The sequence below is a fragment of the Jatrophihabitans sp. YIM 134969 genome (genome assembly GCF_054456675.1).
Map to the genome: position 1 here is coordinate 1 of NZ_JBTJEQ010000033.1, position 19,623 is coordinate 19,623.

The 19,623-nt window shown below is 72.7% G+C and carries 20 protein-coding genes; 12 read left to right on the forward strand and 8 right to left on the reverse strand.

The genetic code is table 11. The annotated features are described in order from the left end of the window. The 3 genes from ACXR2U_RS16520 to ACXR2U_RS16530 all read left to right on the forward strand — a co-directional run. On the forward strand, nt 1-1,219 hold a 1,219-nt coding region (locus ACXR2U_RS16520; protein ID WP_458826161.1), incomplete at its 5' end, for a PucR family transcriptional regulator. 36 nt (nt 1,220-1,255) lie between these two features. Beyond that, nucleotides 1,256-2,533: a Dyp-type peroxidase gene (locus ACXR2U_RS16525; protein ID WP_458826162.1), complete on the forward strand. Its 1,278-nt coding sequence runs from the start codon at nt 1,256-1,258 to the stop codon at nt 2,531-2,533. A 311-nt stretch (nt 2,534-2,844) separates the two neighbouring features. Continuing rightward, the gene (locus tag ACXR2U_RS16530) at nt 2,845-4,014 is read left to right on the forward strand and encodes an acyl-CoA dehydrogenase family protein (RefSeq protein WP_458826163.1); all 1,170 of its coding nucleotides are present in this window, start codon (nt 2,845-2,847) and stop codon (nt 4,012-4,014) included. A 29-nt stretch (nt 4,015-4,043) separates the two neighbouring features. On the opposite strand, the gene ACXR2U_RS16535 is transcribed toward ACXR2U_RS16530, so the two are convergent. Continuing rightward, nucleotides 4,044-4,529, reverse strand: coding sequence for a MarR family winged helix-turn-helix transcriptional regulator (locus ACXR2U_RS16535; RefSeq protein WP_458826164.1), 486 nt, complete (start codon nt 4,527-4,529; stop codon nt 4,044-4,046). A 212-nt stretch (nt 4,530-4,741) separates the two neighbouring features. Here ACXR2U_RS16535 and ACXR2U_RS16540 point away from each other — a divergent pair, with 212 nt between their 5' ends. The 7 genes from ACXR2U_RS16540 to ACXR2U_RS16570 all read left to right on the forward strand — a co-directional run bounded on the left by ACXR2U_RS16540 (nt 4,742) and on the right by ACXR2U_RS16570 (nt 10,794). Next, nucleotides 4,742-5,026: a GlsB/YeaQ/YmgE family stress response membrane protein gene (locus ACXR2U_RS16540; RefSeq protein ID WP_458826165.1), complete on the forward strand. Its 285-nt coding sequence runs from the start codon at nt 4,742-4,744 to the stop codon at nt 5,024-5,026. Nucleotides 5,027-5,117: 91 nt separating this feature from the next. Continuing rightward, a complete protein-coding gene (gene serA, locus ACXR2U_RS16545) occupies nt 5,118-6,323 on the forward strand; it encodes a phosphoglycerate dehydrogenase (RefSeq protein WP_458826166.1) in 1,206 nt (401 codons plus the stop codon). 196 nt (nt 6,324-6,519) lie between these two features. Beyond that, entirely contained in the window at nt 6,520-8,355 is a 1,836-nt protein-coding gene (locus tag ACXR2U_RS16550; protein WP_458826167.1) for an acyl-CoA dehydrogenase, read from the forward strand. A 135-nt stretch (nt 8,356-8,490) separates the two neighbouring features. Further along, nucleotides 8,491-9,210: a hypothetical protein gene (locus tag ACXR2U_RS16555; protein WP_458826168.1), complete on the forward strand. Its 720-nt coding sequence runs from the start codon at nt 8,491-8,493 to the stop codon at nt 9,208-9,210. A gap of 36 nt (nt 9,211-9,246) precedes the next feature. Further along, the gene (locus tag ACXR2U_RS16560) at nt 9,247-10,086 is read left to right on the forward strand and encodes a tyrosine-protein phosphatase (RefSeq protein WP_458826169.1); all 840 of its coding nucleotides are present in this window, start codon (nt 9,247-9,249) and stop codon (nt 10,084-10,086) included. An 85-nt stretch (nt 10,087-10,171) separates the two neighbouring features. After that, nucleotides 10,172-10,417 (forward strand): AbrB/MazE/SpoVT family DNA-binding domain-containing protein, encoded by a 246-nt coding sequence (locus ACXR2U_RS16565; protein ID WP_458826170.1) that lies wholly within the window; start codon nt 10,172-10,174, stop codon nt 10,415-10,417. Then, complete coding sequence (locus tag ACXR2U_RS16570) at nt 10,414-10,794, forward strand: type II toxin-antitoxin system VapC family toxin (RefSeq protein WP_458826171.1); 381 nt, start codon at nt 10,414-10,416, stop codon at nt 10,792-10,794. Before ACXR2U_RS16565 ends, ACXR2U_RS16570 begins: the two co-directional genes overlap by 4 nt. On the opposite strand, the gene ACXR2U_RS16575 is transcribed toward ACXR2U_RS16570, so the two are convergent. Continuing rightward, nucleotides 10,795-11,763: an aldo/keto reductase gene (locus ACXR2U_RS16575; protein ID WP_458826172.1), complete on the reverse strand. Its 969-nt coding sequence runs from the start codon at nt 11,761-11,763 to the stop codon at nt 10,795-10,797. A gap of 87 nt (nt 11,764-11,850) precedes the next feature. Between ACXR2U_RS16575 and ACXR2U_RS16580 the strand changes: the two genes are divergently transcribed. Next, complete coding sequence (locus ACXR2U_RS16580) at nt 11,851-12,216, forward strand: DUF4190 domain-containing protein (protein WP_458826173.1); 366 nt, start codon at nt 11,851-11,853, stop codon at nt 12,214-12,216. A gap of 78 nt (nt 12,217-12,294) precedes the next feature. Here ACXR2U_RS16580 and ACXR2U_RS16585 read toward each other — a convergent pair whose 3' ends face one another. From ACXR2U_RS16585 to ACXR2U_RS16610, 6 genes are all read right to left on the reverse strand, one after another. Next, nucleotides 12,295-12,447, reverse strand: coding sequence for a hypothetical protein (locus tag ACXR2U_RS16585; protein WP_458826174.1), 153 nt, complete (start codon nt 12,445-12,447; stop codon nt 12,295-12,297). 142 nt (nt 12,448-12,589) lie between these two features. Beyond that, the gene (locus ACXR2U_RS16590; protein ID WP_458826175.1) at nt 12,590-14,041 is read right to left on the reverse strand and encodes a dihydrolipoamide acetyltransferase family protein; all 1,452 of its coding nucleotides are present in this window, start codon (nt 14,039-14,041) and stop codon (nt 12,590-12,592) included. Nucleotides 14,042-14,057: 16 nt separating this feature from the next. Then, entirely contained in the window at nt 14,058-15,041 is a 984-nt protein-coding gene (locus ACXR2U_RS16595; RefSeq protein ID WP_458826176.1) for an alpha-ketoacid dehydrogenase subunit beta, read from the reverse strand. After that, a complete protein-coding gene (locus ACXR2U_RS16600) occupies nt 15,041-16,153 on the reverse strand; it encodes a thiamine pyrophosphate-dependent dehydrogenase E1 component subunit alpha (RefSeq protein WP_458826177.1) in 1,113 nt (370 codons plus the stop codon). Before ACXR2U_RS16600 ends, ACXR2U_RS16595 begins: the two co-directional genes overlap by 1 nt. A 171-nt stretch (nt 16,154-16,324) precedes the next feature. Beyond that, the gene (locus ACXR2U_RS16605; protein WP_458826178.1) at nt 16,325-18,370 is read right to left on the reverse strand and encodes a HelD family protein; all 2,046 of its coding nucleotides are present in this window, start codon (nt 18,368-18,370) and stop codon (nt 16,325-16,327) included. Nucleotides 18,371-18,424: 54 nt separating this feature from the next. Next, entirely contained in the window at nt 18,425-18,841 is a 417-nt protein-coding gene (locus ACXR2U_RS16610; protein WP_458826179.1) for an ATP-binding protein, read from the reverse strand. Between the two features lie 237 nt (nt 18,842-19,078). On the opposite strand from ACXR2U_RS16610, the gene ACXR2U_RS16615 reads away from it, so the two are divergent. Beyond that, nucleotides 19,079-19,540 carry a tRNA (cytidine(34)-2'-O)-methyltransferase gene (locus ACXR2U_RS16615; RefSeq protein ID WP_458826180.1) on the forward strand — a complete coding sequence of 154 codons (462 nt, stop codon included), beginning with the start codon at nt 19,079-19,081 and terminating at the stop codon, nt 19,538-19,540. The last annotated feature ends 83 nt before the right edge of the window (nt 19,541-19,623 follow it).

Here is a 19,623-nt window from a genome sequence, read left to right on the forward strand (position 1 = left end):
GGCCGTGGTCGTCTGCTGCCCCGGGCGCCGGGTCTCGCCGCCGGAGGGCGCGGCCGAACTCGCCCGTGCCGCGGGCGCCGGCCTGCTCTGGGACGCCGACGGCCGCGAACCCGCCGCGGTGCTGCGCGCGGTCGAGGCCGCGGTGCACGCCGCCAGCGACGCCGGGTCGACCGGCGACGCGCTCGCCCGGGTGCTCGGGGGCGGCGTCGACCTGGTCGCGGTGGCCACCGGGCTCGCCGACGAACTGGCCGCCGGCGTCGAGATCGAACTCGCGGGCGTCGCGGTCGTCTCGCTGGCCCCGCCGGCCGGCTCGGACGACGTCGTCGACCGACGGTCGCTCGAGCCGATGGGCGGTGCGCTGACGATGGTCCGGGAGCGAGCGCTGTCCGCCCACGAGGTCGCCCTGGTCGACGTCGTGGCTCCGGTGCTGAGTCTCGCGCTGCGCGTGCACGACCTCGACCGGGCGCGCACCGCTCCGGCCCGGGCCGTGCTCGCGACGATCCTCGGCGACGACCTGGTCGCGCGGGAGGCGGCGATCCGGCAGAGCCGCCGGCAGCGGACCTTCCCCGCCCGCCGACACGTCACCATGGCGCTAGAGCCGTTCGAGGCGGCGCTCGGGCGGGCCGGGCTCGAGCGCCTGGCCCGGCAGGTCGAACCACCGGTGCGGGCGCTCGACGACCGTGCGGTGGTCCTGGTGCACGACGGCGCCGTGGTGTTCCTCGTCGGCGACCAGGTGTCGGGTGAGACCGTCCTGCGGGCCGTCCGCCGCCACGTCAACGTGCCCGTGGCGCTGGGTTCGAGCCGACCGGTCGACGACCTGCGCAGCCTGCCCGGCGCCCACCGCCAGGCCCGCCGCGCGGCCACGATCGGGCGCCGGCTCGGGGCGGCGAACCAGGTCACGGCCTACGAGAAGCTCGGCGTGGTGCGGCTGCTCCACCAACTGCCCGAACACGAACGCCGCGCGTTCGTCGCGGAGGTCCTCGGCCCCGCCGCCGGCCCCGGCCCGGAGGCGGCCGACATGCGCCGGTTGCTGCGCGTGCTGCGCGACGCCCACGGCAACACCGCCGACGCCGCCCGCCGGTCGTTCGTGCACCGCAACACCCTGCGCGCCCGGGTGCTCCGCCTGGAGGACGCCATCGGACCGTTCCTGGACGACCCCGACCGCCGCCTCACCGTGTTCGTCGCGCTGGACCTGCACCGGCTCGACGCCTCGGGCTGACCGGGCCCGGAAACCGGGTCGGTACCGTCGAGAGGCGTGGGCGACGACGCGGCGGAGGAGTCCCGGGAGGCCCCCCGCGGTCCGTCCCGACGCGTCTTCCTCGGCCGGGCCGGGCTGGTCGGCGGCGGTGTGGTCGCCGGGGCCGCGGGCGGTGTGGGCGTGGGCCACGCGGTCTGGCCCGGTGGCTCCGACACGTCGGCCGACGACGCCGTCGCGGGCGCTGTCGCCCCCGTCGCGTTCCCCGGCGAGCACCAGGCCGGCATCACCGACCGGCCACCCGCCGCCCTGCGTTTCACCGCCCTCGACCTGCGTCCGACCGCGTCGGCGTCCGAGGCACGCACCGCGCTGCAGCGGGCGCTGCAGGCGGTCGGCGGGCTCGGGGCGGCGGTCGCCCGCGGCGACTGGCCGGCCGCGCTCGACGAGACCGCGAACGGTCTGCGACCCAGCCACCTCACCACGACCGTCGCGGTCGGGGCGAGCGGCCTGACCGCGGCCGGGATGCCGGTCCCGGCGGCACTCGCGCCCCTGCCGTCGTTCAACAACGACCAACTCGACCCCGCCCGCAGCGGCGGCGACCTCGCCGTGCAGGTGTGCGCGGAGGACCCGCACCTCGCCGCCGTGGTCACGCGGGCGCTGGTCGACGCGTGCGCCGAGTTCGCCGTGCCCCGCTGGCAGCAGGTCGGCTTCCTGCCCGGGGCGACGACGACCGTCGACGTCACGGCCGTGCGCCGCAACCTCATGGGGCAGATCGACGGCACCGGCAACCCGACCGGTGGCGACCGCGACGCCGCCGTCTGGGTCACCGCCGACGACGCGGGTGACGCGCCCTGGATGGCCGGCGGCAGCTACCTGGTGTGCCGCCGGATCCGGATGTCGCTCGACACCTGGTCGCGCCTGTCGACCTCGGCGCAGGAGCAGGTCATCGGCCGGCAGAAGGGATCGGGGGCCCCGCTCGGCCTCACCCGCGAGACCGACCCGATGGACTTCTCCCGCACCGGCCCGGACGGCCGTCCGCTCGTCGCGGCGAACGCGCACGTCCGGCTGACCCACCCCGACAACAACGGCGGCATCACGATGCTGCGCCGCTCCTACGCCTACGACGAGGGGTTCCGCTCCGACGGCACGGCCGAGGCCGGGCTGTTCTTCCAGGCGTTCCAGACCGATCCGCGGCGGGTGTTCGTCCCCGTCCAGCTGAAGTTGGCGGCGCTCGACGCGCTCACACCGTTCGTGCGGCACGTCGGTTCGGCGGTCTTCGCCGTGCTCCCGGGCGCGGCCGACGGCGGCTACCCGGGTCAGGTCCTCTTCGAGGGGTGACGGCCCCGGACTGACCGCGACCGGCGCGGCGAGAGCGACGACAAGGCCGCGCCCGCGGCCGTTTCCCCCGAAGCCGACCGCGGGCGCGGGCTTGTCGGCACGGGCCGTGGTGGGACGGACCGTGCGTCTCAGCCGCTGGGAAGACGGTGTGGGGCACCGTCACCGAGGAACCTACTTCGCGGTCAGGTTACCCGGAAAGAGGCTGAACCACCGCGGTACGCCTCTCAGGAACCGATCACTCCCGAACGGGCAAGTCCGGCGGCCCGCCGCCGTCCCCGGCGGACGGGCGTCCGGGGAGGCAGACTGTGGGCATGGCTGGCATCTCCGACCCGTTCGACCTCGTCGACATCGAGTCCACGTGGAGCGAGGAAGAGCGCGCGATCGCGCACACCGTGCGGCAGTTCACCGTCGACCACGTCCGCCCGCACGTCGCGGAGTGGTTCGAGCGGGGCACGTTCCCGCGCGACCTCATCCCCGAGCTGGGCAAGCTCGGCGTCCTCGGCATGCACCTGGACGGCTACGGCTGCGCCGGGACCAGCGCGGTCGCCTACGGCCTGGCCTGCCAGGAACTCGAGGCCGCGGACTCCGGCCTGCGCAGCGTCGTCTCGGTGCAGGGTTCGCTGGCGATGTTCTCGATCTGGAAGTGGGGATCGGAGGAGCAGAAGCAGGAGTGGCTGCCGCGGATGGCCGCGGGTGACGCCGTCGGCTGCTTCGGGCTCACCGAACCCGACTCGGGATCCGACCCGGGTTCGATGCGCACCCGCGCCGTGCGCGACGGCTCGGACTGGATCCTCAACGGCACCAAGATGTGGATCACGAACAGCCCGCTCGCGGACGTCGCGACCGTCTGGGCCCGGACCGACGAGGGCATCCGCGGCTTCCTCGTGCCGCGCGGGACCCCGGGGTTCGAGACGCCCGAGGTCCACCACAAGCTGTCCCTGCGTGCCTCGGTGACCGGCCAGATCGTGCTCGACGACGTCCGACTGCCCGACGCCGCGCGCCTGCCGCTCGGCGAGGGACTCCGGGCGCCGCTGTCGTGCCTGTCCGAGGCCCGGTTCGGCATCGTCTTCGGCGCCGTCGGGGCCGCGCGCGACTCGCTCGCCTCGGCGCTGGCGTACGCGGGCACCCGCGAGCAGTTCGGTCGTCCGATCGCGGGCTTCCAGCTCACCCAGCGCAAGCTCGCCGACATGGCCGTCGACGTGTCGACCTCGGCGTTGCTGGCGATGCACCTCGGACGCCGCAAGGACGCCGGCACCCTCACCCCGGAGCAGGTCAGCGTCGGCAAGCTCAACAACGTGCGCACGGCCCTGGCCGTCGCCCGCGAGGCGCGCACCATCCTCGGCGGCTCCGGCATCACCACCGAGTACCCGCCGCTGCGGCACGCCAACAACCTGGAGTCGGTGCTGACGTACGAGGGGACCAACGAGGTCCACACCCTGGTCGTCGGGCAGGCGCTGACCGGGATCTCCGCCTACCGCTGATCCAGCGGTCCGTCGGATCGAAGGGTCGGTCAGTCCGGGAGGTCGGCGCGCTGGTCGGCGTCGTACGCCTTCGACGCCGCCTTGATGGCCTCGCTGATCGTGCGCAGTTGCTCGAGCTGCTCGGGCGTCAGCACGTCGACGAGGGTGGCGCGGACCGCCGCCACGTGCCCCGGGGCCGCCTCGACGAGCGCCGCGAACCCGGCCTCGGTGAGGTGGGCGTTCTGGCCGCGGCGGTCGGTCTCGCAGGCCACCCGCTCGACCCAGCCGCGCTCCTCGAGCCGGGCGACGGCGTGCGAGAGCCGGCTGCGCGACGACAGCAGCTGCTCGGCCAGCTCACTCATCCGCAGTTCGTGGCCGGGCGACTCGGAGAGCGTCACCAGGATCTCGTAGTAGGCGTGGTTGATGCCGGAGTCGCGCTGCAGCTGCCGGTCGAGGGCGTCCCAGAGGGTGTTCGAGGCCTGGAGATAGGCCCGCCAGGCCCCCTGTTGTGCGTCGTCGAGCCAGGCCGTCCCCATGCGTCCCACTGTACCGGGGTCGCTTGCCCGCGCACTGGTTGAGCCTTCAACCGGAGAGGAGGGGCCGCAGGTCAGCGTCCTCGCCGCCTCCGGCGTTACACCCGGACACGGTTCGGTGACCGAGTGGTTTACGTCGTTAACGACGCAGTTGGGTGGGTACTCCGACGTCCGAGGGAGCGACGTCCGTTCCCGCTCGAAGGGGAGAGTGCGTCATGGTCACCACCGTCATCGTCATGATCATCGTCGGCCTGATCGCCGGCGCCGTGGCCCGGCTGTTGGTGCCTGGCACCGGCGGGATCGGCATCGTCACGACGATCATCATCGGGATCGTCGGCTCGCTCGTCGGCGGCTTCATCGGCTACGCGATCTTCCACAAGGACGCCTCCGAGGGCGCGTTCCAGCTCTCGGGCCTGTTCGGGTCGATCGTGGGCGCGATCATCGTGCTGCTGATCTACAAGGCCGTCACCGGGCGCAACGGCGCGGCCGCCCGCCGCTGAGCCCGGCCCGCACCTGCACGACCCCGGGACCCGCCCGCGCGTCCAGCGCCGGCGGGTCCCGTGCTGTCCGGCCACCGTAGAATCCCGGTACGTGACCCGCGTGCTGCTGCTCGAACACATCCACGAGGACGCCGTGGACCTGCTGGCGTCCGCCGGGTTCACCGTCGAGTCGCTCGAAGGCGCGCTCGACGAGGACGAACTCATCGCCGCGCTCGACGGCGTCGACCTGCTCGGCATCCGGTCCAAGACCCAGGTCACGGCCAAGGTCATCGAGTCCGCGCCGCACCTGCTCGCCATCGGCGCCTTCTGCATCGGCACCAACCAGATCGACCTCGCCGCCGCGGCCGAGGCCGGCATCGCGGTGTTCAACGCGCCGTTCTCCAACACCCGCAGCGTCGTCGAACTCGCGATCGCCGAGATCATCGCGCTCACCCGCCGGCTCACCGAGAAGAACGAGTCGATGCACGCGGGGATCTGGGACAAGTCGGCCGACGGCGCCCACGAGATCCGCGGCCGCACACTCGGCATCGTCGGCTACGGCAACATCGGCACGCAGTTGTCGGTGCTGGCCGAGAACCTCGGCATGCGCGTGGTCTTCCACGACACCGCCGACAAGCTCGCGCTCTCCAACGCCACCGCGGCCGAGTCGCTGCACCACCTGCTCTCGGTGGCCGACGTCGTCACCCTGCACGTCGACGGCCGCAAGTCCAACGACCTGCTGTTCGGCGAGGGCGAGTTCCGGGCCATGAAGCCCGGCGCGTTGTTCCTCAACCTCTCGCGGGGGTTCGTCGTCGACTACGCGTCGTTGCGCCGGCACATCTCCTCGGGCCACATCGGCGGTGCGGCCGTCGACGTCTTCCCGGTCGAGCCCAAGGCCCGGGGCGAGGAGTTCGTCTCGGAACTGCGGGGGCTGCCGAACGTCATCCTCACCCCGCACATCGGCGGGTCGACCGAGGAGGCGCAGCGCGACATCGGGCACTTCGTCGCCGCCAAGTTCCGCGACTACGCCCGCGAGGGCGCCACGCCGCTGTCGGTGAACCTGCCGGCCCTGGCCCTCGCCGCCCCGCCGCTGACCCGCCGGCTGGCCTACCTGCACCGCAACGTGCCGGGTGTGCTGGCCGCGCTCAACGCCGTGCTGGCCGAGCACCACGTCAACGTCGAGGCCCAGCTGCTCGGCACCCGCGGCGACGTCGGCTACGTCATCCTCGACGTCGCGGGCGTCTCGGACGACGCCCTGCCCGGTCTGCTCGAGCGCCTCCGCGCCCTCGACCCGACCATCCGCCTGCGCGCCCTCTGACCAGCCGTCGCAGGCGGCGCCGCGTTCACATGAACGCGAACCGGCACCTCCGGGACGGGGTGGAGGAGTCGCACCACAGGGTTGCGTGAGCACCGGCGCACGCGCTTGCGGGATGTTACCGGCGGGTAATACCGTGGGGTTACTGGCGGGTAACCCCTCCGCCTCCCGCACCCGCACCGCGAAGGAGCCAACCGCCGTGGGTCACTACAAGGCCAATCTGCGCGACATCGAGTTCAACCTGTTCGAGGTCTTCGGCCTCGGGGAGCGACTGGGCCAGGGCCCGTTCGCCGAGCTCGACGAGGAGACCGCCCGGGGCATCCTGGCCGAGGTCACCCGACTCGCGGAGGGCCCGGTCGCGGCGTCGTTCCTCGAGACCGACCGCACGCCGCCGGTCTTCGACCCCGCCACGCACTCGGTGACCATGCCCGAGGGCTTCAAGAAGAGCTACAAGGCCCTCATGGACGCCGAGTGGTGGCGCCTCGACGTGCAGCCCGAGCTCGGCGGCCAGGAGGCTCCCCGGTCGCTGCACTGGGCGCTCGCCGAACTGATCCTCGGCGCCAACCCGGCCGTCCACATGTACTCGTCGGGCCCGGCTTTCGCGCGGCTGCTGTTCGAGCTCGGCACGCCGGACCAGAAGAAGATGGCCCAGCAGATGGTCGACCACCAGTGGGGTTCGACCATGGTGCTCACCGAGCCCGACGCCGGGTCCGACGTCGGCGCCGGCCGCACCAAGGCCACCGACAACGGCGACGGCACCTGGAACATCGAAGGTGTCAAGCGCTTCATCACCAGCGCCGAGCACGACATGAGCGACAACATCATCCACCTGGTGCTGGCGCGGCCCGAGGGTGCGGGCCCCGGCACCAAGGGCCTGTCGCTGTTCATCGTGCCGAAGTTCCACTTCGACCTCGAGACCGGCGAGCTGGGCGAGCGCAACGGCGCCTACGTCACGAACGTCGAGCACAAGATGGGCCTCAAGGCCTCGACGACCTGCGAGCTGCGCTTCGGCGAGAAGGAGCCCGCGACCGGCTACCTCGTCGGCGACGTCCACGACGGCATCGCGCAGATGTTCAACGTCATCGAGTTCGCCCGCATGATGGTCGGCACCAAGGCCATGTCGACCCTCTCGACCGGCTACCTCAACGCGCTGGAGTTCGCCAAGACCCGCGTGCAGTCCGCCGACCTCACGCAGTCGACCGACAAGAACGCGCCGCGCGTGACGATCATCCACCACCCCGACGTCCGCCGGAGCCTCATGCTCAACAAGGCGTACGCCGAGGGCCTGCGCGCCATCGACCTCTACACCGCGTCCGTGCAGGACCGGGTGCAGGAGGTCGAGCTCAGCGGCGAGGGCGACAAGCAGGCCGCGAGCGACATCAACGACCTGCTGCTGCCGATCGTCAAGGGCTTCGGCTCCGAACGGGCCTACGACCAGCTCGCCCAGGCGCTGCAGACCTTCGGCGGCTCGGGCTACCTGCAGGACTACCCGCTCGAGCAGTACATCCGCGACGCCAAGATCGACACCCTCTACGAGGGGACGACGGCCATCCAGGGCCAGGACCTGTTCTTCCGCAAGATCATCCGCAACAAGGGCCAGGCCCTCGGCGCGGTGTCGGGCGAGATCGTGAAGTTCCTGGAGTCCATCGCCGACGAGGGCCGCCTCAAGGACGACGCCGCCGCGGTCCAGGGCGCGCTCGAGGACACCGGGAAGATGGTCGGCGCGCTGATCGGCTTCGCCCAGTCCAGCCAGGACGACGTCCGCAACCTCTACAAGGTCGGCCAGAACACGACCCGGCTGCTGTTCACCCTCGGCGACCTGCTGGTCGGCTACCTGTTGCTGCGGCAGGCGTCGGTGGCGCTCGCCAAGCTCGACGGGAACGGCCTCTCGGCCGCCGACCGCGCCTTCTACGAGGGCAAGGTCGCCGTCTCCCGGTTCTTCGCCCAGACCGTGCTGCCGGAGATCCGCAGCCGCCGCAAGGTCGTCGAGGCCACCGACAACGCCCTCATGGACGTCGCCGAAGAGGCCTTCTGAGCCACGACCCGGGTGGGTGCCACCCGACCCGACGAGCCCGCTCCGACACCGACGTCGGGGCGGGCTCGTCGTCGTTCGAGATTCTTTGCGTTGATCAACTGTGCGGCACATGACTTCCCCACGTACGGTCTACGTGTGTCGAGTCGTCGCAGCTTCCTGCTGGCCGGGTCCCTCGGAGCCGCCGGAGCGGCCGGGGCCGCCGTCCTCGGGCCGGCCGCCGCGGCCGAGGCCGCGCCCGCCTCCGCCCCCCGGGCGGTGTTCCACGACTCCTACGCCGGCAAGTCCGGGCGGCTGCCGCGGGCCGACTCCGGCCAGCGTTACCGCTACACCGGCGCGCTGGACCTCGTGGCCCAGGACGGCGCCCTGCAGCTGTCGAGCCCCTCGCTCACCCGGCCGCTGCCCGGCGCGGCCTACCAGCAGGCGTGTCTCGGCGCGCCGATCTCCTACATCGGCGCCTGGTTCCGGCTCGACGCCACCGGCGGCCGCACCACCAACGGCTCCGGCATCCTGCTCGGCGCGTTCTCCGACTTCCTGTACGACGCGTCGACGTCGACCGCCGGGATCCACGTCGTCCTCGGCCTGGACTACTGGGCCTACTTCGTCATCGACGCCGGCACCCCGGTCGCGCTGATGAACGGCCCCTACGCGCCACTGCCGACCGACACCCCGCTGTTCGCCGAGGTCACGATCGACGGCACCACGGCCACGCTGGTCACGCCCGACGGTGCGACCCACAGCGTCACCGACGCCCGACTCGGCACCCTCGGCCGGTCGTGGCTGACCACCGAGATCACGCGCAACGACACCCGCGACGTGCTCGGCACCTACACCGCGTTGCAGGCCGCGACCAGCTGACCGCCGGTCCGCACGCGCGTCGGTAGGTTCGAGGACGTGGCGGACATCGAACTCGACGGCACGGTCAACACGCGCGACGTCGGCGGACTCCCGCTCGCGGACGGCGCCGGCAAGGTCCGTGACGGCGTGCTGCTCCGCTCCGACAACCTCCAGGACCTGTCCGACGCCGACGTCCGCCGCCTGGTCGACGACCTCCACGTCCGCCGCGTCGTCGACCTGCGCACCGGTGTCGAACTTCGCGGCACCGGCCCCGGCCGGCTGGACGGCGTGCCGGGGGTGCGGGTCGACCACCTCTCGCTGTTCCCCGAGGTCGGCGAGACCACCGACGCCGCCGCCACCGAGGAACTCGAGGACGACGGCCCCGACATCCTGCCGTGGGCCCGCAAGGAGGGGGAGAAGCGCCACCAGGAACCCGAGGACGAGATCCGCGACTGGTCGCCCAACCCGGTCGCGCGGGTCTACCTGCGCTACCTCGTGCAGCGCCCGGACTCCATCGTCGCCGCGCTCCGCGACATCGCCCAGGGCGCCGAGGACCACGGGGCGACGATCGTGCACTGCGCCGCCGGCAAGGACCGCACCGGCACCGTGGTCGCCCTCGCCCTCGACCTCGTCGGGGTCGACCGTGACGCCATCGAGGCCGACTACCTCGCGACCGTGCCGAACGCGGCGGCGATCCTGGACCGCCTGCTGGGCAGCCCGACCTACCACGACGACGTCGCCGGCACGACCGTCGAGGACCACGCCCCGCGCGTCGGCACCATGCCCGCGGTGCTGCAGGGCATCGACGAGCACTTCGGCGGCACCGCCGCCTTCCTCGCCTCGGCCGGGTGGACCGACGCCGACACCGCCGAACTGCGCCGCGCCCTGATCGGCTGAGACCGGCTCCGGCACGATCGCCTCGCCCGGGTGGCGTCGTCGTGACCACGTGGCATGCGGGACGGCATCGTGCCACGATGACGGCGTGGATGCCACGGTGGTGCTGGGACGCCAGGGTCGCATCGTCATCCCCGCGGAGATCCGGTCCTCGCTCGGCCTCGCCCCCGGCGACGAACTCCACGTCCGTGTCGACGGTCGGCGGCTCGTGCTCGAACGGCCGGCCGACGCCGTGGAGGGTCTGCGCGCGCTCGGCCGGGCGCTCTCGCCGGGACGCTCCCTCGTCGACGAACTCCTCGCGGAACGTCGGGCCGCGGCGGCGGCCGGGGAGTGACCGTCCTCGACGCCTCCGCAGTCCTCGCCGTGATCGGCGACGAGCCGGGCGCCGAGCTGGTCGCGGGCCAGCTGGAGGGGTCCGCACTCGGCGCGGCGAACCTCGCCGAGGTGATCGGGAAGGTCGTCGACCGGGGCGGCCGGCCACGTGAGGTCCGCGGCCTGCTCGCCGCAGCAGGTGTCGGCATCGTTCCGGTGTCGGCCGACGACGCCGAGCTCGCAGGCGCGCTCCGGTCGCTCGACGGCGGTCGAGCCCTGTCCCTCGGTGACCGGCTGTGCCTGGCCCTGACAGTGCGGTCCGATCCGCCGACCGTGCTCACCGCCGACCGGGCGTGGGCCGCGTTGCCCCTCCCGATCCGGGTGGAGGTGCTGCGGTAGTCAGAACCCGGCGACCTCGTGGGGCCGGTACGGGGCCTCGAGGCGGGCGACCTCGTCGTCGGTGAGCTGCAGGTCGAGGGAGGCGACGGCGTCGGTGAGGTGCCCGGGCTTGGTCGCGCCGACGATCGGCGCGGTGACGGCCGGGTGGCGCGAGACCCAGGCCAGGGCAACCTGGGCGCGCGGAACGCCGCGTTCGGCGGCGATCTCGCCGACGGCGTCGACGATCGCGGCGTCCTCGTCGCGGTAGAGCGACTTGCCGAACTCGTCGGTCTCGCTGCGGGCGGTGGTGGCGTCCCACGGCCGGGTGAGCTTGCCGCGGGCGAGCGGGCTCCACGGGATCACACCGACGCCGGTCGCGAGGCAGTACGGGAGCATCTCCCGCTCCTCCTCGCGGTAGAGAAGGTTGAGGTGGTCCTGCATCGAGACGAACGCCGTCCAGCCGTGGGTCGCGGCCGCGTGCTGCATCGCCTGGAACTGCCAGGTCCACATCGACGACGCCCCGATGTAGCGCGCCTTGCCCGCCTTGACGACGTCGTGCAGCGCTTCCATCGTCTCCTCGATCGGGACGGTGGGGTCGAAGCGGTGGATCTGGTAGAGGTCGACGTACTCGGTGCCGAGCCGGCGCAGCGAGTGGTCGATCTCGGTCATGATCGCCTTGCGCGAGAGGCCGGCGCCGTTGGGCCCGGGGCGCATGCGGTTGAAGACCTTGGTGGCGATGACGATCTCGTCGCGGTCGGCGTGCTTCGCCAGCGCCGCTCCGACGTACTCCTCGCTGCTGCCCAGCGAGTAGACGTTCGCGGTGTCGAAGAAGTTGATGCCGGCGTCGAGCGCCTGCCGGATGAACACGTCGGTGTCGTCCGGGCCGAGCGACCAGGGGTGGGTGCCCTGGTCGGACGCGCCGTAGCTCATGCACCCGAGGCAGATGCGCGACACCTCGAGCCCGCTGGCGCCCAACTTCACGTGGTCCATCGTGTCTCCGTTTCATCACGCGCGTTACACAGCGGTCGTTGCCCGGTAAGACGTCTGTTGACCTGACCGAGTCGCAGAGGGGTGCCCATGTCGTACGACCCGAACACGCCGTCGAACCCGTCCTACCCGCCGCCGCCAGCGAACACCGGCACCCAGGGGTACGGCAACGCGCCGGCCTACACCGGCGGACCCGGGGGTTACCCGGGCGGCCAGCCGCAGCAGGGGAACGGCCTGGCCATCGCCGGTCTGGTGTGCGGCATCGTCGGCATCTTCATCTTCAACATCGTCCTGGGCCCCCTGGCCCTCATCTTCGGGTTCATCGGGCTCAACCGGGCCAACAAGGGCGCGAAGTTCAAGGGCATGGCCATCGCCGCCATCATCCTGGGCGCGATCGACATCATCCTGTTCGTCGTCGCGCTGGCGTTCCTCTCGTCGAACGGCTTCACGTACTGACGACTCCCCACCGACACGACGAAGGCCCGGCCCACCGTGAGGTGGACCGGGCCTTCGTCGTCGGGACGACTGCTGGTGTCAGTGGTCGATCCGCTGGTGCTGCGCCAGGGCCAGCAGTTCGGACTGCATGGTGGGCGAAGCCTGCTGGTATGCGCGCTGGAACGCGCGCTGATCGCGACGCGCGCGGAGACGCGCGCGGGCGGTGCTCGAGATGCGACGGGCGGTGCTCATGACGTTCTCCTCGTGACCGGACCGCCGCCGTGGCGGCCCACAGGAGACAATACCTCCGGGCCCTGAACAATTCCCGGTCGGGTGGGCCGATTCACCTCAGGATCTTCGGCAGACGGCCTCCTCACCCTGATGATCTACGGGTTCAGAGCACCGCCAGGCCCGGATCGTGCAGGACGGCCGCGATGTCGGCGAGGAAGCGGGAGCCCTCGGCGCCGTCGACCAGGCGGTGGTCGAACGAGAGCGCGAGCTGGGTGACCCACCGCGGCTCGATGGTCTCGACGCCGTCGCGCACCACGACCCAGGGCGCGCGCCTCACGGCCCCGACGGCGAGGATCGCCGCCTCGCCCGGGTTGAGGATCGGGGTGCCGGCGTCGATCCCGAACACACCGATGTTCGTGATCGTGATCGTCCCGCCGGACAGCGAGGCGGGCGTCGTCCGCCCGGCCCGGGCCACCGCCGTGAGGTCGGCGATCGCGCCGGCGAGCTCGCGCAGCGAGAGCGTGTGGGCGTCCGGGATGTTCGGGACGACCAGGCCGCGCTCCGTCGCCGCCGCGATGCCGAGGTTCACGACGTGCTTGCGGACGATCGTGGCGCCGTCGGCGTCCTCGACCCAGCTGGCGTTGACCTCCGGCGTGCGGCGCACGGCGAGCAGCAGCGCGCGGGCGACGAACACCAGCGGGCTGAGCTTGACGTCGCGGAACTCCGGCCGGCCGGCCACCCGGTCGCGGAGCTCCATCGTGGCGGTGATGTCGACGGTGACGAACTCGCTGACGTGCGGCGCGGTGAACGCCGAGCTCACCATCGCCGCGGCAGTGTGCTTGCGGACGCCCCGCACCGGGATCCGCTCCTCGCGCGCACCCGATGTGACGACCGGTGCCGCGGCCTGGGGCGCGGGCGCGCTCACCGCGGCCTCGACGTCGGCCCGGGTGACGGTGCCGTGCGGACCGGTCGGGGTGACGGTCGTGAGGTCGACGCCGAGCGCCTTCGCCAGCTGCCGGACGGGCGGCTTGGCGAGGACGGACCCCGAACCGTTCGTGTCGCCCCCGGGAGGGAGCACCGACGGCGCGGGGGCGGGCGCAACCGGAGCCGTGACGACCGGAACCGTGACGACCGGCGCGGTGGCGACCGGCGCGGTGGTGACCGGCGCGGTGGTGACCGGCGCGGTGGCGACCGGCGCGGTGGCGACCGGCGCCACCGCAGCCGCGGCCCGACGCCGACTGCCCCGGTGACCCGGGCCGTAGCCGACCAGGTTCGGCTCGCGCTTGCCGGCGTCGTCGACGACCCGCGCGCCGTGACCCGCGGCGGCCTGCACCGAGATGTCGTCGCCGGGCACGGGTCCGGTGGCCTCGCCGCCGGTGTCGATCGTGATGATCGGCGTGCCGACCTCGACCGTCGCGCCCTCCTCGACGTGCAGGGCCTGCACGACCCCGGCGTACGGCGAGGGGAGTTCGACGGCGGCCTTGGCCGTCTCGACCTCCACGATCACCTGGTTGACGGTGACGGTGTCACCGACGGCGACGTCCCACCGCAGGATGTCGGCCTCGGTGAGACCTTCGCCGACGTCGGGGAGACGGAACTGCTGCAGCTGTGGCATGCGGAAGACCTCTTCGTCAGTGGGCGAGGACGCGGTCGACGGCGTCGAGGATGCGGTCGGCGTCGGGGAGCCACTCCTCCTCGCCGCGGCTGGCGGGGTACGGGGTGTCGAACCCGCCGACCCGCAGCACCGGTGCCTCGAGGGAGTAGAAAGCCTGTTCCTGGACCCGGGCCGCGACCTCGGCGCCCATCCCGAGCGTCACCGACGCCTCGTGGACCACGACGAGGCGCCCGGTGCGCCGGACCGACTCGACCACGGTGGGGGTGTCGAGCGGCGAGAGCGTGCGCAGGTCGACGACCTCGATCGAACGACCCTCGTCTTCAGCGATCGTTGCAGCCTGCAACGCCGTCGTGATCATCGGCCCGTAGGCGACGAGCGTGACGTCGGTACCCGGCCGCACCACGCGGGCGCGGTCGAACGGGTAGGCGTCGGCGAGCGAGGCGGTGGTGTCGACCTCGGCCTTGGCCCAGTACCGGCGCTTGGGTTCGAAGAAGACCACCGGGTCGTCGAGGGCGATGGCCTGCTGGATCATCCAGTAGGCGTCGACGGGATCGCTGCACGAGACAACGGTCAGCCCGGCAGTGTGCGCGAAGTACGCCTCGGGCGACTCGGAGTGGTGCTCGACCGCGCCGATGCCGCCGCCGAAGGGGATGCGGATGACCATGGGCAACCGCACCTTGCCGACCGAGCGGTTGTGCATCTTCGCGACCTGGCACACGATCTGGTCGAACGCCGGGTAGACGAAGCCGTCGAACTGGATCTCGCACACCGGCCGGTAACCGCGCAGGCACAGACCCACCGCGGTGCCGATGATCCCGCTCTCGGCGAGCGGGGTGTCGAACACCCGGTCCTCACCGAAGTCCTTCTGCAGGCCGTCGGTGATGCGGAAGACGCCGCCGAGCTTGCCGACGTCCTCCCCCATGATCAGCACCTTGGGGTCGTCGTCCATCGCGCGGCGCAGACCCTCGTTGAGCGCCTTGGACATCGTGAGCGTCGCCATCAGTTCGCCGCCTCTTCCAGGGAGCCGAGGTACCGCGCGAAGTCGTCGCGCTGGGACCGCAGGTGGTCCGACAGGTGCGTGGTGACGTGCTCGAACGGGACCATGGGGCCGGGGTCCTGCAGCGCGCGGACCGTCGCCCGGACCCGCTCGGCCAACTGGTCACCCTCGGCGTCGACGGCGTCGAAGAAGTCCGCGCCGAAACCCGCCGTCCGGGAGAGGTACGCGCGGACCCGCTCGATCGGGTCGCGCAGCCGCCACACCTCGAGTTCGGCGTCGAGCCGGTAGCGGGTGGGGTCGTCGGAGGTGGTGTGGGCGCCCATCCGGTAGGTGAAGGCCTCGATGAGCGTGGGGCCCTGGCCGGTGCGGGCGTCCTCGAGCGCCTTGCGGGTGACGGCGAGCGAGGCCAGCACGTCGTTGCCGTCGATGCGCACGCCGGGGAAGCCGAAGCCGAGCGCGCGCTGGTACAGCGGGATGCGGGTCTGCTTCTCGACCGGCGTGCTGATGCCCCACTGGTTGTTCTGGCAGAAGAACACGACCGGCAGGTTGCCGGCGGCGCTGAACACGAACGACTCGTTCACGTCGCCCTGACTCGAGGCGCCGTCGCCGAAGAACGCCAGCACCGCGGTGTCACGCTCGGGGTCACCGGTGCCGACCGCGCCGTCGCGCACGACACCCATGGCGTAGCCCGCCGCGTGCAGGGTCTGCGCGCCCAACACGATCGTGTAGATGCCGAACCGGGTCGCGATCGGGTCCCAGCCGCCGAGGTCCGTGCCGCGGAACATCGACAGCAGCATCATCGGGTCGATGTCGCGCGCCCACGCGACCCCGTGTTCGCGGTAGGTCGGGAAGGCCATGTCCTGGGGCCGCAACGCGCGACCGGCGCCGACCTGGGCCGCCTCCTGGCCGAGGCACGAGGCCCACAACCCGAGTTCGCCCTGGCGCTGCAGCGCGGTGGCCTCGCCGTCGAACCGGCGGACGAGGGCGAGGTCGCGGTACAGCGCGCCGATCTCCTCGTCGGTGATCTCGAGGGGGTAGTCCGGGTGCTCGCGCCGGACCCCTTCAGGCGTCAACAGCTGGACGGCGTCCGTGTCGGGCGCGCCGGGTGTGGCCACAACGACCTCCAGGTTCGGGGACGCTCGTCGCACGGGGTCGCCGCGGCCGTCGTCACCGTTCGGGTGGGTGGTGTCCGCTGTTGTACGGGGGTGGTGTACGCGGCGGTTTACCTCGGGGTTCCTACCACATGGGTAGTCGCGCGCGGCCGGAACGGCAATCCGGAGCGGAGTTCAGGCGAGCTCGGGAACCGGCTCGCCCCCGCAGATCACCAGCCGGCTGACCGCGCGGGTGAGCACGACGTAGAGGCGGCGCAGGCCGACGACCCGGGCGGGTTCGGCGGCGACGATCGCCTCGGGGTCGACCACCACGGCGGTGTCGAACTCCAGGCCCTTGGCGACGGTCGCGGGGACGACGACCAGCCGTGTCCCCACCCGCGCCGCGAGGTCGGCGAGGCGGGCGGTGACGCCGTCGACCGCGGCGTCGGCAGCGATGACCCCGACCGTGCCCTCCCGCTCCAGCGCCGCCTCGACCTCGACGACCAGGTCCTCGACCCGGGCGTGGTGCAGGGCGTCGGGCGCCGCCCGCAGCGACGACGCCGGGGTGAGGCCCTCGGCGATGAGCGGCAGCAGCCGGTTGGTCACCTCGAGCACCGCGCCGGGCACGCGGTACCCGACGGTCAGTGGGCGCAGCACCGCCTCCGGGTGGCCGAGCGCCTCGAGGGTCGGCGCCCACGCGCCCGGCGCCCACGGGGTGGTGGCCTGCGCCAGGTCGCCGAGCACGGTGAACGAGCCGCCCGGGCAGCGCCGGGCGAGGGCGCGGCACTGCATGGGCGAGAGGTCCTGGGCCTCGTCGACGACGACGTGGCCGACGGTGTCCACCCCGTCGACCAGTCCGCGGATCTCGTCGAGCAGCACGGTGTCGGCGACCGTCCATCGCCGGGCCCGACGGGCGGCGGGCGTGACCCGGTGCAGCAGGTCGTGCTCGGCGTCGGTGAGGTCGGGGGCGCACCGGCGGCGGAAGTCGTCGTCGGCGTAGAAGCGGGCGAGGAGCGCGGCCGGGTCGATCGCGGGCCAGACCGCGTCGAGGAACTCCCGCACGCCGGGGCGACGGGAGAGGGCGGCGGTCTCGCGGTCGCTCGGCGCCCCGCCCGCGTCCTCCCGCTGGCGGCGCACGTCCTCGGCCACCTGCGCCGCGAGTCGCGACCGGGCCACCGACCACCGCAGCGATCCCGCGGCGACCTCGCGGCGGGCGTCGTCGACCAGCCGGCGCAGGCGCTCGACCGGGACGCGGAACCGCCGGGTGCCGACCGGACCGCCGGTGATCACGACGTCGTCGACGGGTTTCGCGACGTGCCGGAGCACCGCGCGGCGCAGGGCGGCGGCGAGCCGGGCGTCGCCCTTGAGCACGGCGACGGCGGCAGGTTCGACGGGTGGCTCGCCCACGACGCCGACCAGGTCGTCGACCGTGGCCTGCCGGACCCCGGACTCCCCGAGCGTCGGCAACACGGCCTCGATGTAGTCCAGGAACGCGGCGTTCGGCCCGACCACCAGCACGCCGGACCGCCGCAGCCGCTCGGGGTAGGTGTAGAGCAGGTAGGCCGCTCGGTGCAGGCCGACGGCCGTCTTGCCGGTGCCCGGCGCACCCTGCACGCACAGCGACGTGTCGAGGTCGGCCCGCACCAGGTCGTCCTGGTCGGGGCTGATGGTGGCGACGATGTCGCGCATCGGGCCGGTGCGGGGGCGCTCGATCTCCGCACGCAGCAACTCCGACACCGCGTCGTCGTCGACGGCGGGAGCGGGACCGTCGAGCACCTCGTCCTCGAACGAGGTCAGCACCCGGTCGCGGAACCCGAACCGGCGGCGGCGGTGCACACCCATCGGGTCGGTGGGGCTCGCCCGGTAGAACGCGCTCGACATCGGCGCCCGCCAGTCGATGACGAGCGGATCGCCGAGTTCGTCGCGGATGTGCCGGCGGCCGATGTGGAACGACTCGCCGTCGTCACCGGTGGCGGGTGCAACGGTGACGTCCGCGGCATCGGTGGCCGGAACATCGGTGGCCTGTGCAACGGTGTCGATACGCCCGAAGAAGGCAGGCACCCCGGGGTCGGCGGCCAGCGCGGCCAGTCGTTGGGCACGGATGCGGCCGAGGGACTCACTAGCCAGGGCGTCGACGCCGTAGTCGGCGACCGCGGCGGCCGCGACCTTCATGTGCTCGAGCGCGCGGTCGGCTTCCTCCAACGCCGAGCGTTCCTCGATCAGGACGTCCGGGGCACTCACTGACCCGAGGTTACCCGGGCCGGCGCACCCCGTTCCCGGCTCGAACGGCAGGCGTCAGGCGTCGGGCGGGGTGGCGAGGCCGAGGCGCGCCCACACCGTCTTGCCGTCGCGCGGGGCCGCGAGCGGCACCACTCCCCAGTCGCTGGCGAGCGCCGCCACGATGGCGAGCCCACGGCCGTACGGCTGCGTCGAGGCGGCCGGGCCGGTGACCGACGGCATGCCGGTCGCGGCGTCGGTGACGGCGAGCCGCACCCAGACGTCGTCGATCTCGAGGTCGACCTGCAGGTCGGTGGTGGCGGCCTGCACCGAGTTGGTGACCAGTTCGCTGACGATCACCGTGAGGTCGTCGCAGGTGTCCGCCACGGCCGCGACGTCGCGATAGGCCCGGCTCAACGACGACTCGATGAACTGGCGAGCGACCGAGGGTGCTTCAGGGCTCGGCGGGATGGACGAGGTCCACGACCACGTCATCCGTCCGCCCCGATCCCCCGAAAGCCACCTCGCGCGCCCGGGGTTGCGGGCAGCACGGCACCGCGAATCGATCTACCCCGAATCCCGTCCGCTCATGCACGGGGTGGGCGGGACCCCCACCACGGGCGCGCCACCGGCCCGCCACCGCGGTTCCGGCCGGCCGGCGGTGCTGGCTAGAGTCGCCTCCCGTGTCCGACGGCCGGGTGTCCGCGCCGCGCCCGCGGGGTCGGTGACGCGGTGCTCCACGTCGTGTTCGTCGAACCCCAGATCCCGCCCAACACCGGCAACGCGATCCGCCTCGCGGCCGTCACCGGCGCCCACCTGCACCTGGTCGAGCCGCTCGGCTTCTCCCTCGACGACGCCAAGCTGCGCCGCGCCGGCCTGGACTACCACGACCTCGCGACCGTGACGGTCCACCCGGGCCTCGACGACCTCTGGGCGGCCCTCGACGGCGCACGGGCCTTCGCCTTCAGTGCGCGGGGCACGCAGTCCTACGCCGAGGTCGCCTACCGCGACGGTGACGCGCTGCTGTTCGGTACCGAGGCCACGGGGCTGCCCGCCGCCGTGCTCGCCGACCCGCACGTGACCGCCACGCTGCGGATCCCCATGCAACCCGCGCGGCGCTCGCTCAACCTGTCCAACTCGGCGGCGATCGCCACGTACGAGGCCTGGCGGCAGCTCGGGTTCCCGGGTTCGTGAGCGGTGGTTCGAGCGGGATGACCGTGACGTCACGATCCGGTCGATCTTGGTTGGATGTGTCCGTTACGGGGTAGTTCGGGGGC